11 protein-coding genes and 1 pseudogene are annotated in these 13,711 nt (G+C 66.4%); 6 read left to right on the top strand and 6 right to left on the bottom strand.

Annotated features, from left to right (window positions below; all coding sequences use genetic code 11):
• From ACEQZD_RS06285 to ACEQZD_RS06270, 4 genes and pseudogenes are all read left to right on the top strand, one after another.
• A pseudogene (locus tag ACEQZD_RS06285) lies at window positions 1-317 on the top strand (NAD-dependent epimerase); the annotation flags it as partial.
• 228 nt (window positions 318-545) lie between these two features.
• Window positions 546-2,462, top strand: a complete 1,917-nt coding sequence (locus ACEQZD_RS06280) for an FAD-dependent oxidoreductase (RefSeq protein ID WP_370184614.1) — start codon at window positions 546-548, stop codon at window positions 2,460-2,462.
• Window positions 2,459-2,905, top strand: a complete 447-nt coding sequence (locus ACEQZD_RS06275; RefSeq protein WP_370184612.1) for a hypothetical protein — start codon at window positions 2,459-2,461, stop codon at window positions 2,903-2,905. Before ACEQZD_RS06280 ends, ACEQZD_RS06275 begins: the two co-directional genes overlap by 4 nt.
• Complete coding sequence (locus ACEQZD_RS06270) at window positions 2,902-3,870, top strand: hypothetical protein (protein ID WP_142949680.1); 969 nt, start codon at window positions 2,902-2,904, stop codon at window positions 3,868-3,870. Before ACEQZD_RS06275 ends, ACEQZD_RS06270 begins: the two co-directional genes overlap by 4 nt.
• Here the strand turns inward: ACEQZD_RS06270 and ACEQZD_RS06265 are convergent.
• Window positions 3,860-4,825 carry an alpha/beta fold hydrolase gene (locus ACEQZD_RS06265; RefSeq protein WP_370184610.1) on the bottom strand — a complete coding sequence of 322 codons (966 nt, stop codon included), beginning with the start codon at window positions 4,823-4,825 and terminating at the stop codon, window positions 3,860-3,862. The two genes, ACEQZD_RS06270 and ACEQZD_RS06265, sit on opposite strands and share 11 nt — an antisense overlap.
• A 104-nt stretch (window positions 4,826-4,929) precedes the next feature.
• On the opposite strand from ACEQZD_RS06265, the gene ACEQZD_RS06260 reads away from it, so the two are divergent.
• On the top strand, window positions 4,930-6,429 hold the full coding sequence (locus ACEQZD_RS06260) for an adenylate/guanylate cyclase domain-containing protein (RefSeq protein ID WP_370184608.1): 1,500 nt from the start codon (window positions 4,930-4,932) through the stop codon (window positions 6,427-6,429).
• Complete coding sequence (locus ACEQZD_RS06255) at window positions 6,416-7,459, top strand: hypothetical protein (protein ID WP_370184607.1); 1,044 nt, start codon at window positions 6,416-6,418, stop codon at window positions 7,457-7,459. Before ACEQZD_RS06260 ends, ACEQZD_RS06255 begins: the two co-directional genes overlap by 14 nt.
• Before the next feature lie 10 nt (window positions 7,460-7,469).
• Here ACEQZD_RS06255 and gspD read toward each other — a convergent pair whose 3' ends face one another.
• The 5 genes from gspD to ACEQZD_RS06230 all read right to left on the bottom strand — a co-directional run bounded on the left by gspD (window position 7,470) and on the right by ACEQZD_RS06230 (window position 13,560).
• Entirely contained in the window at window positions 7,470-9,779 is a 2,310-nt protein-coding gene (gene gspD / locus ACEQZD_RS06250) for a type II secretion system secretin GspD (RefSeq protein ID WP_335629386.1), read from the bottom strand.
• Between the two features lie 7 nt (window positions 9,780-9,786).
• Window positions 9,787-10,641 (bottom strand): type II secretion system protein GspC, encoded by an 855-nt coding sequence (gspC, locus tag ACEQZD_RS06245; RefSeq protein WP_194856574.1) that lies wholly within the window; start codon window positions 10,639-10,641, stop codon window positions 9,787-9,789.
• A gap of 122 nt (window positions 10,642-10,763) precedes the next feature.
• Window positions 10,764-11,483, bottom strand: coding sequence for a type II secretion system protein N (gene gspN / locus ACEQZD_RS06240; protein ID WP_142949685.1), 720 nt, complete (start codon window positions 11,481-11,483; stop codon window positions 10,764-10,766).
• Between the two features lie 12 nt (window positions 11,484-11,495).
• Window positions 11,496-12,017 carry a single-stranded DNA-binding protein gene (ssb, locus tag ACEQZD_RS06235; RefSeq protein WP_370184605.1) on the bottom strand — a complete coding sequence of 174 codons (522 nt, stop codon included), beginning with the start codon at window positions 12,015-12,017 and terminating at the stop codon, window positions 11,496-11,498.
• 166 nt (window positions 12,018-12,183) lie between these two features.
• Complete coding sequence (locus tag ACEQZD_RS06230) at window positions 12,184-13,560, bottom strand: MFS transporter (RefSeq protein ID WP_194856576.1); 1,377 nt, start codon at window positions 13,558-13,560, stop codon at window positions 12,184-12,186.
• Window positions 13,561-13,711 lie beyond the last annotated feature (151 nt).

The following is a 13,711-nucleotide window of genomic DNA, read 5'->3' as shown; positions in this document are numbered from 1 at the left end:
TGGGCTCCAAATCGGCGCTGGAAGGCTGGACCCTGGCGGCCCAGAACGAGCTGGTGCACACCGGCGTGGAATTCACCCTGATGAATTATCCGCTGGTGCGCACGCCGATGATCGCGCCCACCGCCATTTACCGCTATGTACCGGCCATGAGCGAAGAACGCGCCGTGGACTGGCTGTGCGAAGCCATCGTCACCCGCCCGAAGCGCAAGGTGCCGGCGTTTGGACTGGCCTCCCAGGTGATGTACCAGATACTGCCGAAGACCTCCGAACTGATCGTCAACACCAGTTTCCAACTGCTGCGCGACAAGCCCCGCTGAACCGGGAAAGCATAAAAAAAGCCCCGCCGAAGCGGGGCCGCAGACCGGGGTGACCCGGAAGCATACGCAGCGGGGCGTGACGCCCCGAAGCCATAATGCCTAAAGCCGGGACCGCCGCTCTTGATCCAGATCAGATAGCGGGCAGCCCACGCCCGCTTGACCCGGCCCGCAGGGTGCCACTGTGGTCCGGGTCAAGCGCGGCACCGGGGAAGGCCCCACACTGCCGGCATGGCTGACCAAACCGCTCTCACCCGCAACCCCACCGCCCGGGCGCTGACCGCGTCCCTGTTTCCCGCCGGCCGGACCCTGCCGGCAGCGGACGCCGAGGCGCTGCTCACCCGTGTCGGCGAGCATGCTTTGCTGGCGCGGGCGCTGCGGCTCGGGCTGCTGTGGCTGGACGCCCGCCACCTGCTCCGCCATGGCCGGCGTTTCCACCGTGGCGACCCGCCCCACCGGGCCCGTTTTCTCGACCGGCTGTCCCGCACCCCGGTGTCCGGTAAGCTCTTGCGCGCCGTGAGCCTGCCGCTCAAGGCGCACTATGTGTTTGACCGCGACGTGGAAGCGCGCACCGGCTGCCGGCCACCGGTGCAGGTGCCCAGCCAGGTGGAACATTTCCGCTGGCAGCAGCAGATCACCGCCGCCGGGGATTGCGCCGAGGATATGGAATTGGAAGCGGACGTGGTGGTGATCGGCAGCGGCGCCGGCGGCGCGTCGGCCGCCTACGAGCTGGCCAGCCGCGGCCTGGCCGTGGTGATCGTGGAAGAGGGCCAGTACTACGACCGCTCCCATTTCAACGGCCGGCTCACCGAGGTGATTCCCAAGCTGTACCGGGCGCTGGGCAGCAACTGCGCCACCGGCAACGCCATTATTCCGGTGCCGGTGGGCCGCAACGTGGGCGGTACCACCACCATCAATTCCGGCACCTGCATGCGCACCCCGGAGGAGGTACTGGCCGACTGGCAGGCCCGCGGGCTGGGCGACTTCAGTGCTGAAGCGATGACGCCCTGGTTCGAACAGGTGGAAGAGGTGCTCAAGGTGCAGGCCGCCAAACCCGAACACGTGGGGGCCATCGGCGACGTCATCGATCGCGGCGCCGAGGCGCTGGGGTTCCGGCAGCGCCACCCGCTCAACCGCAACGCCGAGGGCTGCGACGGCCAGGGGCTGTGCCAGTTCGGCTGCCCCACGGACGCCAAGCAGTCCACCAACGTGAGCTACATACCCCGGGCGCTGGACCGCGGCGCCTTCCTGTTCTCCGGGTTCCGGGCGGAACGCCTGCACTGGCACGGCGACCGGGTCACCGGCATGACCGCCCGGGGCCGTAACCGGGACGGCCGCTCGATCCGGTTAACGGTGAAAAGCCGCGCCGTGGTGGCCGCCATGGGGACCTTCTTTACGCCGTTGTTCCTGCGTGACCAGGGCATCCGCAACCGCCATCTGGGCCGCCACCTCACCCTGCACCCGGCCGGCGTGGTCAACGCGATTTTCCCGGACCGGGACTTCGCCAACAGCCGCAGCATTCCGCAGGGCTTCGGCGTCACCGATTGGGGCAAGCAGGGTTTGATGTTCGAAGGCGGCAGCGTACCGCTGGCGGGACACAGCCTGCTGAACAACCTTTACGGCGCGGACTGGGTGCGCTTCACCGAGGACTACCAGCAGACCGCCTACTTCGGCTTTATGATCCGCGACACCTCCCAGGGGCGCGTGCGGCGCGGGCCCCACCGGGACTGGCCGCTGATCCGCTACCGCATGAACGACCGGGACTTCGCGCAGTTTCTGCGCGGCGTGGACACGCTGGCGCGCATCTACTTCGCCGCCGGCGCCCGCGAGGTTCTGGTGCCGGGCCTGGACGGCCTTCAGCGCCTGCATAGCGTGGCGGAGCTGGAGCGCTTTCTGGCCGGCCCGCTCAAACCCCGCGACTTTCTGATCACCGCCTATCACCCGCTGGGCACCGCGCGCCTGGGGCGGGACCCGGACGACGGCGTCTGCGATGCGCAGCACCGGGTCCATGGCCGCCAGGGCCTCTATGTCATGGACGGGTCGGCGGTGCCTTCCAGCCTGGGCGCCAATCCCCAGGTCACCATCATGGCCCTGGCCGGCCGGGCCGCGGCCCGGTTGGCCGACCATCTACAGGAGCACCAAGCATGACACTGGGACTACTACTCAAGGAATCCATGAGCGGCTGGCTGGCTCTGGACAGCGACGGCGTCGAGCGTCCGTTCAGCTTTACGATTCGCGCTTTCACAACGCGCATCTTCAGCCTCGGCGCGCCGCGCTATTTTCGCGGCACCGCGCGCCTCGGCGATCATCAATGCCCCTGCGAGGGCGAATTGAGAATCCGCTTGAGCGGGCCCCATTACTGGCTGCGCTTCCGTCACCCGGAGCTGGGCGAGCTCTACGCCGAGGGACAAAAGCAATACGGTCAGGGCGGCTGGATTCAATCCCTGATCACCTGCCCGCTCACGGTCTACCAGGCGGACCGGCCGGTGGGCAAAGCCCGGGTGGCGTACCGGGACAGCATGCTGGCGTTCCCCTTCAAGGCCCTGCGGCTGGTGGACGAGCGCCACGCGTATCAGGATGCGGCATCATGATCCCGTTCCACGGCAACCAGTACCCAGGCCAGGGCGGGCACTACGAATCCTGGTTCGTGCGCGCCAACGACCCCTACCGCCGGCGCGCGCTGTGGATACGCTATACCCAGTTCATCGCCGCCGACGGCGGGCGGCGCCTCGGCGAGATCTGGGCGGTCTGGTTCGACGGCGAACGCCAGGTGGCGGTGAAGGAAGAGTTTCCTCTGGAGCACTGTCTGGTGGCCGCCGACCGCCTGGCGGTGGAGATCGGCGACAACCGGCTGGAACCGGGCAAGCTGCACGGCGGCGCCTCGCTCAACGGCCACCGCATCGAGTGGGACCTGCGCTACCAGGGCGGCCAGGAGCCGCTGCTGTTGTTGCCGGAAGACCGCTACCGGGCCGGCTTTCCCAAGGCCAAGTCGCTGGTCAGCCGGCCGGCGGTGCGCGTGTCCGGCCAGGTTCGGGTGGATGGCGACGCCATGCAGTTGGAACACTGGCCCGGCAGCGAAAACCATAATTGGGGAAAGCGCCACACCGACCAGTACGCCTGGGGCCAGGTGGCCGCCTTCGACGGCCGCCCGGACGCCTTTCTCGAGTGCGCCACGGCACGGGTCTGGTTCGGGCCCGTGCCCACACCCTGGCTGAGTCTGGCGGTGCTGCGGCTGGACGGGCGGACTTACGCTTTCAACCGGGTCGGCCAGGCGCTGCGCTCACGGGGTCGCTACCGGTTCTTCCAGTGGCGGCTCGAGTGCCGTGCCGGTGACAACCAGCTGCGGGTGGACATCGACGCGCCGCGCGAGGCCTTCACCGCCCTCACCTACTACAACCCGCCGGGCGGCAATAAAACCTGTCTTAACAGTAAACTGGCCCGCGCGCGGGTGTCGGTGATCCGCTCGGGCCATGAGGAGGTGTTGCACAGCGAGCACGGCGCCGCTTTCGAGATTCTCACCGACCGCGACGATCACGGCGTGCCGATCAGCGTCTAGGCGAGATCTCTTCCAGGAAACCGAGGATTTCCCGGTTCACCTCGGAGGCCTGCTCCATTTGAATCCAGTGGCCGCACTGGTCGAGCACCACGGTGCGCAGGTCCGGCACATAGTCGGGCATGCGCGTCAGGGCTTTTTGCCCGAACAGCAGCACCGGGTCCTGCATGCCGCCGAGAAACAGGACCGGCGCCGTGATGGTCCAGTTGTCGTCGTCGCGGCTCTCTTCCCAGGACGCGTCCATGGCCCGGTACCAGTTCAGGGCACCGGTGAAGCCGGTCTTTTCAAAGCGGGCCACGTAGTAGGCGAGATCCTCGTCGCGCATCCAGCGCGGCGGCGAAGGCGGCGGTTGCATGGCCTGCAACACCCCGGTGCTGTCCGGCGCCACGGAAAAATCCTCGATGCCATCCGCGGAGAGGCTGTGGAACATGCGCCGCAGGCTGTCCTCCACATCGGCTTCCAGCTCCTGCTCCGGGGTTTGCGGGCGCTGGAAGTAGAGCATGTAAAAGAAGTGATCGCGGAACAGGTCGCGCATCGCTTCGGTGGGCGGCTTCGGCGACGGGCCGCCGTACGGCACCGACAGCCCCACCACGGCGGCGACCCGATCCGGATGGCGGCGGGCCACCTGCCAGGCCAGAGCGCAGCCCCAGTCGTGGCCGATCAGCACCGCCTGGTCGGCGCCCAGGGCCTCGATCAACGCCACCACGTCGGCCACCAGCCGGCTTTGCCGGTAGGCGTCCACCTCGGCGGGGCCGCCGGTTTCACCGTAGCCGCGCAGGTCCGGGGCCACCGCGTGGTACCCGGATTGCGCCAGCGCCGGCAGCTGATAACGCCAGGAGGCCCAGCATTCCGGGAAACCGTGCAGGCAAAGCACCAACGGCGCCCCGGGTTCGCCGGCCTCGGCGATGAAGAAGTCCATTCCATTGGCGGCCAGGCGCCGTTCGCGGATAAATGCCATGTCGTGTTCAGTCTTCGCAGATGGTGGTTAAACGTCTGGTTTCCCTCGGGCCAGTCTGGCAATGTGACACTGGATACTGTTCCTGACAAGAGCCTCAAGCTCCCATGCCCGCATCACCTGCCAACCAGCCGAAAGCTTCCTGGAAAGCGCGCTTTGACGCCTTGATCCAGCCCTATATTCCGGAATATTTCCCGGTGGCCTGGAAGATGGGTCTGTCGATTTCGGCGCTGATCCTGATCGGTATGACATTGCTGGCGTTCATTCTGCTTAACAATCAGCTGCAGCGTATGCGCGACCAGGCGGACAGCTTCGGCAACGCCATCGCCACCCAGCTGGCGCATACCGCCCGCGAACCGCTGCTTGCCGAGGACCGCTTCCTGCTCAAGGTGCATATCAACAACCTGGTGCGCAGCGACAGCATCGCCGGCGCCGCGCTGTTCAACCGGGAGGGCCAGCCGATCGATCAGGCCGGGGTGCAACCGCCGGCCAGCGCCCCGTCCTCCACGGAAGTGCGCCGCTGGGGCGGGCTCGGGGAAAACGCCATGAGCACCTACTTCGCGCCGGTGCGCGTCAACGATAACCTGGCAGGATCGGTGGCGGTGACCCTGTCGGACCGCTCCATCACCCTGGCCCAGCGCGAGGTGCGCAACACCCTGATCACCGCCACCCTGGCGATGGGCGTGCTGGCGATCATCGCCTCCTTCCTGATCAGCCGGCGGCTGGCCCAGCCGATCCACAATCTGCTCGCCGCCACCAGCGCCATGCGCAAGGGCGACCTGCAATACCGGATCCAGGAACGCCGTAATGACGAGATCGGCCATCTGATCGAGGCCTACAACGGCATGGCCCACGGCATGCTGGAGAAAGACCAGGTGGAGCGTGTGCTGCAGCGCTTCGTGAGTCCGTCGGTGGCGCGCAAGATGATGGCCAACCTGGACCAGGTCACCCTGGGCGGGCGCGACGTCACCGCCACGGTGGTGTTCGCCGACATCGTCGGCTTTACCCGGCTTTCCGAAAGTCTGGCGCCGGAAGCGGTGGCGGACATGCTCAACGTCTACTTCGATGCCATCAGCGCCGCTTCCGATTTCTACCGGGGCACCATCGACAAGTACATGGGCGATTGCGCGATGATCGTGTTCGGGGTGCCCGAGGAGGATTCCGAGCACCTTTTCCACGGTCTGTGCTGCGCGGTGATGATTCAGCGGCTGGTGACCCGTCTCAACGAATACCGCGACGCGCGCGGCCTGACCACCGTGGAATTCCGCATCGGTATGAATTCCGGGGCCATGCTGGCCGGCAATCTCGGTTCCAGGGAGCGCATGCAATACACGGTGGTGGGCGACACGGTGAATCTGGCCTCGCGGCTGTCCAACATGGCCGGCGCCGGCGAAATCATCGCCGCCTCGACAATCATGGCGGATCCCAATATCGGCTCCCGGGTGCGCGCCACCGAGTACGGCGCCATGCGGGTGCGCGGCCGCCAGGAGCCGGTAGGCACCTTCCGGGTGGACGGCGTGCACGCCCTGTCGGAAACGCTGATGGAACAACGCATTGCCCAATTCCTTGCCGAAATCAGCGCGGAGGCCGACCGTGAATCCTCTTAAGCGGGGCACCTGGCGGGCGACGCTGGGCCTGGGGGCGGTATTGATACTGCCCGGCTGCGCCTCATTGCTGCCGTTCTCGGATCCCGCCGACCGGGTGGGTGACGCGCTGCAGGAGCACCGCTACCGGGACGCCCTGGACATCATCGACCGCACCGACCAGAGCCATCCCCAATACGGCCTGCTCACCGAGCAACGCCAGGGGGTGCTGCAGGCAAGCCGGGAATACCGCCAGGAAAGACTGGCCCTGGCCCGGGATCTGTCGGCCCGGGAAGACTGGGGGCAGGCGTATCAGCTGCTGGAGGATACCGGCGACCGCGTGGCGGAACCGGAACCGGTGAACTCTCTGCTGGCGCAATTGCGGGAGCGCGAGGCACGGGCGCTGCGCGAACGCCTTAACCAGTGGTATCTGGCCCAGGCGAAGGCGCTGCTGGACACCGATGAGCTGGACCGGGACCTGGCCCACCATGATGACCGCCGGGCGGCGAGAATTCTGGATCAGCGCGCGCGGCTGCGCCAACAGGTGAGCGACGGCCTCACCGAACTGGGCGACGCCTACGCCGACCAGGCGCTGTGGCGCCAGGCACTGGTCTCCCTGGAGATGGCACAACGGCTGACGCCGGACCGCAGCCAGCCGGCCTCCTTGAAACGCGCGCGCAAGACCCTCGACAGCGCCCGAGACCGGGCCCGGGACGCGCGTCAGGAAACCCGTTACCAGCACGCCGAAGCGCTGATTTCACGGTATCAACAAACCGGTCGCCTGGAGGACCTGCTGGCCGCCCGCACTTACCTGGCGCAGCACGATGGCGGCTACCTGGACACCATGCGCGAGCAAGTGAAGCGCTGGTCGCGGGACCGCTTCGCCCGGACCATGGCCCAGGGGGAAGCGCTTTACGCCAAGGGCGAATACCGGGCCGCCCACCAGCTGTGGCAGCGGGTGGCCCCGCTGGACCCGGACAACGTGGAATTACAGAAAAAACTGGAGCGCAGCGAGCGGGTGATCAGAAACCTGGAATCCCTGAACACCCCCTAGCGACCGCCGGCTAGCACCAGGGCGGCCGGCACTGGCTGGCGTTCGCCGCCTCCGGCTCGGCCCGCGAGGCCGCCACCGTCGATTCCTCGACCGGCTCGGGGGCCGCCGGCGCGGGCGCCGGGGCCGGCTCAACCGGTTGCGGCGTCCGGGTGGCGGAAGGCTCGCGGGCCTCGTCTTCGGCCTGGTCCGCCTCCTCATCGCGGGCGGCGGGCTCCTCTTCTTCCCCGGGCACCACGCCCTCGGTATCGGTCACCGGCCCGGAGGTGGGCGGCGTGGCGGAGTCCTCTTCGCGTTTTTCCTGCTGCGCCTTATAAGCCCGCTCGTAATCATCGGAAACCGGTGAACGCCCTTCGAACAGGTTTTCCAGCTTCACCGGCAACGGGAACTGAACCTCGCGAACCAGATCACCGTCATCGTTGACCCGGAACTGCATGGCGGTGACGCCCATGTATTTCTCGCGGGTCATATCCACCAGACGATCGTTGTCGGCCAGCACGGTGGGTTTGATGAACACCATCAGGTTGCGCTTTACGTGGCTCTCGGAGGTGGAGCGGAACAGGAAGCCGAGCAGCGGAATGTCGCCGAGCAGCGGCACCTTGCGCACGGTTTCCTGGACGTCGTCGGAAATCAGGCCGCCCAGGGCGATGGTCTCGCCGTCGTCCGCCAGCACCGTGGTATTAAGCTGGCGCTTGGTGGTGATGATGTCCACCGCGTCGCCGACGGAATCCTTCACCGCCGAGGTCTCCTGCTCGAGTTCCAGGCGAATGGTGTCAAGGCCGGCGACGTGGGGCGTGACTTTCAAGGTCAGGCCCACGTCCTCACGCTGAATGGTGGTGAACGGGTTGGACACGCCGGACCCGGTGCTGGACGCCTGGCCGGTCACGAACGGCACGTTCTCACCGACGATGATCGACGCTTCCTGGTTGTCCAGGGTGAGGATGCTGGGCGTGGACAGCAGGTTGGTGTTGGTGGTGGAGGCCAGCGCCTGCACCAGCGCGCCCCACTCCAGATCGCCGTCCGCGTCGGTTTCCCCGAAGCCGGCGGCGATGCCGTCGCCCAGAGTGATATTGGAGGGGTCTTCGGTGATCACCGCCTGCAACAGGGACTGCACACTGATGCCGTTGCCACCGAAGTTCACCGCGCCGACCCCGTTTTCCAGGTCGCCGGCCAGGTACTGGAAGCCCAGGTTGTCGGCCTTGTCGCCGGTCACTTCAACGATGGCCGCCTCGATCAGAATCTGGGCGCGCCGCACGTCCAGCTGGCTGATCACCGACTGCAGTTCTTTCATCATCTCCGGCTCGGCCCGGATCACCAGAGCGTTGAGGGACTCGTCCGACTGAATCGACACCCCGCCTTCGCCATCGGAGGTGCGCGAGCTGGCCGCGCCACCTTCCTCGCTGCCCTGGCGAACCGCCGAGGCGCCGGCGGCGAAATTCTTCAGCAATTCCGCCATTTTTTCCGAGTCACCGTGGCTGAGCCGGACCACCTGCACGCCGCCGGCGGCGCTGGAGGGGCTGTCCAGTTGCCGGATCAGCGGCATCAGGCGGGCGCGGGTGCCGCGGTCGCCCTTGATGATCAACCGATTGGTGCGCTCATCGGCGACCATGGTGGCGCCGCCCTGGGCGCCGCCACGCCGGTTATTACCGGCCGCGGACGAAGTGGTCAGCTCTTCAAGCAGGGACACCATGTTGCCCGCGAACGCGTGCTCAAGCTGAACGATTTCCACTTCGTCGCTTTCCGCGTTGTCGAGGCTGTTGATGATGGCGCGCATGCGCTGAATGTTGTCGGCGTGGTCGCTGATGATCAGCGCGTTGGCGGAGCCCACCGCCGCCAGATGGCCGTATTGCGGCACCAGCGGTCGCAGCACCGGCACCAGCTCCTCCACCGGCGAGTTGTCCACCGCGATCACCTGGGTGATCAGCTCTTCGCCGTCCACGCTGCCGGCGTTGGCGGTCAGCGGCAGGTTGCTCTGCTTGGCGGTGGTGTTGGTGACGATCTTGATCACCCCGCCGGACGGCACCGCGGCATAGCCGTGGACCTGAAGCACCGACAGGAACAGCTCATAGACTTCGTCGGAGGTCAGGGGCTGGTTGGAAATGACAGTCACGTCACGGGCGCGTACCCGCGGGTCGACGACAAAGTTCTTCCCGGTCATTTCCGCGACCTGGTTGATGAACGCCTGAATGTCCGCGTTGCGGATATTCACCGTCCAGTTCTTGCCATCGCCGGACTGCTCCACCTGAGCCTGCTGCTGGGCATGGGCGCCGAGAGCCAGGCTCAGCGTTAGCACTGCGATTATTGTTTTCAGGGCCGACTTCATAGGCTTCTCACGGTGGATAGTTCACGGTAAATTCCTGTTCGCCGCGCTGCACGACTATGGATGCGGCCTGACTGTCCAGATAGGACTGCAATGCCGCCAGATCACTCTCTTCATCGCCAAGCGGGTAGCCGTTCACCGAGACCACCACGTCCCCCTGATTCAGCCCCACTTGTTCAATTAACTGCTTGGGCGCCTGCTCGCCGATTCTATACCCCTCGGTGCCGCCCTCACTGACCGGCTGCAGCCCCAGTTGCCGGATCAACGCGGTGCGCTGCTGGGCCAGATCGGTTTGCGGGCTCGGCGCCTGTGTCTGCGGCGCCGGCTCGTTCACCTGCGTCACGCCACCGCCGGACAGCCCTTTGATTTCGTTCAGGCGCAACGTTTCCAGGCGCCCCTGCCGCCGCAGGATGACGCGGTCGGCGTAGATGTCTTCCAGCTCAGCATTACCGGGAATCGCGTCACCAATATGAAACAGTTCCGCGTCCTTGCCCTTTTCCGCGATGATCGCGGACGACTGGTCCCGGTCGCGGGTCTGGAACAGCCCCAACAGCTCCAGACTTAAACGGGTGTCCGGCGCATCCACCGGCCGGTCGTCCTTGGCGCCGGGCTCCGCCTGGTAGACACCGAAAAGGTTCCAGCTTTGCACCTGGGAGGAAGAAATCTCCGAGTTACCCTGCTGGGAGCCGGCCACCGCAACCTGCTTAAGATCGGATTCGGGCACGCTGTCCCGGGGGCCGTACCAGAGCATCCAGACGGTGCGGGCAATCACATAGGCGAGAAACACCACCAACAAAAGAGCCAGAATGGCGCGCAGCCAACGCTCCCCTTTTTGTCGGTTTCCCCTCCGGGCCCACTGAATCATAAAGCCATCAATCCTGTTTATCGTTATCCCGGCCCGCCGGCATCGAATCCCGAGTATAGAGAGCCGACCGTCCCTGGCCAATTTATACACGGTCTTTCCGACCGTTTGTTATGCAGAGGCGCTCAGCCCGGCCGCCCCAGGGTCAAAGGCCGGCGCATGCGGAAGACCACATCGGAAGGGTCCCCACCCTGGCTGACGCCCAGCAATTGCGGCCAGGCCCGGCGCACCTGCACGCTCAATGTCTTGTCTTCCAGGCTCGCCAGAACCAGCTGCTGCTGCTCGGGGCCGGTCACGGTAAGCCGGGGGCCGCTCTCCGACATCGTCAGCCGGCCGTCCAGGGGCGGCACACTGGCCGAGCCGTCGCGACCCCAGCTCACCGTGCCGCCGCTGTAATCAAGCGTCCCTTTGGCATCGACCACGTTCTCATCGACGAGTTCCAATACCAGCAAGGAAAGTGACACGGTACCATCGGCATCGCCTTGCGGCACCTGTCGGCTGACCATGGCCACCGGCACCTGCGCGCGCCACTGCTCCAGACGCCAGTCGCCCCAGGCGGCGCCCAGCCAGCCGCGCGCCTGCAACTCGCCGGCGGACAGGGACAAATCCACCCCGGGGGTCAGGCCGTGCCAATTCAGTTCCCAGCTCAGACGACCCTGCTGATCACGCCAGCGCGCCCGGACGTCGGCGTCCCACCAGGGGCCGCGAGCGTCGGACAACACCAGCGGCGCGCCCCCGGGACGCAACGCCGGCACTTTGTCGATCACCAGCGCCGCCGGCATCAGAGCCACTAAAAAAACCACCAGGCTGGCGACAAACACCGCCCCCAAAGCGAACCAGCGCATCACAGCCCCACGTTAGAACGGAATATCGTCGTCGAAATCATCGGCCGGGCCGCTGAAACCACCGCCCTGCTGGCCACCGGCCGGCTTGGCGCGTTGATCACCACCGCCCTGCTGACCATAGTCGTAGTCCTGGTTCTCGTAGCCGGTGGGCTGGCCGCCGCCCTGGTTCTGGTAGCCGCCGCCGTCACCGCCGCCGCCACGGCCATCGAGCATCTGCATCTCATTGGCGACGATTTCCGTGGTGTAGCGGTCCTGGCCGTCCTGCCCCTGCCACTTGCGGGTGCGGATGGAACCTTCCACGTACACCTTGCTGCCCTTCTTGAGATACTCGCCGGCGATCTCGCCAAGCTTGTTGAAGAACACCACCCGGTGCCATTCGGTGCGTTCCTGCTGCTGACCGGTCTGCCGATCCTTCCAGGTTTCGCTGGTCGCCAAACGGATGTTGGTGACCGCGCCGCCGCTGGGCATGAACCGGGTTTCCGGGTCGGCGCCCAGGTTACCGATCAGAATGACTTTATTGACGCCTCTCGCCATGGCTGTTCGCTCCCTCTCTCTGTAACGGCCTATAACGGCACGTCTCTAAACGACTGATATATCAATGGGACGGCACCGGCGGTGCCGGTGCGGTAAAAAGCAGACCGGTTATTGTGGCAGCTTTGGCCGCGCTTGAAACCCCCGGCGGCGGCGCCCGCCCAAACCGTCAGGCCCGCGGCTCCTGGACCTCGGCGCTGAGCGCCGTGAGCGCGTCCTCATCCAACAACTTATTGTCCACTTTCAGCAGCGCCAGGCGCTGTTCGGCGACCACCACCGCCTCCAATACGCCGGGCACCGAGCGCAACCGCGATGCCGCCTGATCCCAATCCTGGGCACTCGCCAGGCGAATCACGCGATTGTCGAGCTTGGGCAATTCGCCCATGCCGCGCAAGTACAGCAGCCAGCCCACGGCGATAACCGCGCTGCCCAGGAACACCGCTTCGGCGCCCACCCACTGATACAGGGCGCCGCCCAGCTGGCCGCCGATGAACACGCCCAGGAACTGGCTGGTGGAGTAAACGCCCATGGCGGTGCCGCGGGTGCCGGCGGGGGCGGCGCGGCCCACCAGCGAGGGCAGCAGCGCCTCGAGCAGATTGAAGGCCATGAAATAAACGAACAACGCCAGCACGAAGTGCCACAGTGTATTGCCGGCCAGCGCCAGCAGGATTTCAGCGACGATCAGCAGGCCCACGGCCACGCGCTTGATGGGCATGGCACCGCGACGCTCGGCGGCGATGATCAGAGGTACCATGGCCAGAAAGCCGCCCACCAGCACCACCAGATACAGCAGGCTGTGCTGTTCCAGCGACAGCCCGAGACGCTGCTTGAGCAGTTGCGGCAGCACCACGAACGACGCGGTCATGGTCATGTGCAGCACCAGGATGCCCACATCCAGGCGGCGCAGCACCGGATCGCCCAGCACGGTGCGGAAGCGCTGCGCGGCGGGCAGCGGTTCACTGCTGCGCACCCTGGGCGAGGGCACCCAGACCGCCACCAGCATCGCCGCCAGACCCAGCACCACGGTGAACCAGAACAGGCCGCTCAGCCCCAGCCAGCGGGCCAGCAGCGGCCCCAGGATCAGGGCGAGGATAAAGGAGGAGCCCACCGCCATGCCGATCAGCGCCATGGCGCGGGTGCGGCGCTGCTCGCTGACCACGTCGCCGATCAGCGCCATGATCACGCTGGCGATGGCCCCGGCGCCCTGCAGCGCCCGGCCCAGAATAACGCCGTGGATGCTGTCGCTGAGCGCCGCCACCGCCCCGCCGATGACGAACAGCAGCAGGCCGATCAGCAACAGAGGGCGGCGGCCGAAGCGGTCCGACAGCATGCCGAAGGGAATCTGCAGCAGGGCCTGCATCAGGCCGTAGGCGCCGATGGCGGTGCCGATCAGCAGCGGGGTGGCCCCGTCCAGTTCGGCGCCGTAGACGGCGAACACCGGCAGGAGCATGAACAGCCCGAACATGCGCAGGGCGAAAATCGCTGCCAGGGAGCCGGTGGTGGTCAATTCAGTGCGCCGCAGCGCGGCCCGGGAAGCGTCCGTCATGGTCCAACATCGGTGATACACAAAGGGACGGCGAGTGTACCAGATTCAATCCCGCGTCGGGTGATGATGGGCAGGTCGCCGCCGGAATCCGGGTCTAAGCCGTTCCGCCCAGTGGCCATCGGGCAGACGTTCCCCGCGACCGCCGTATAAT

The sequence above is a fragment of the Alloalcanivorax sp. genome (genome assembly GCF_964221125.1).
Classification (GTDB): domain Bacteria; phylum Pseudomonadota; class Gammaproteobacteria; order Pseudomonadales; family Alcanivoracaceae; genus Alloalcanivorax; species Alloalcanivorax venustensis.
The sequence above is the reverse complement of the archived record's forward strand: the minus strand, read 5'-3'. Positions and strand labels throughout refer to the sequence as shown.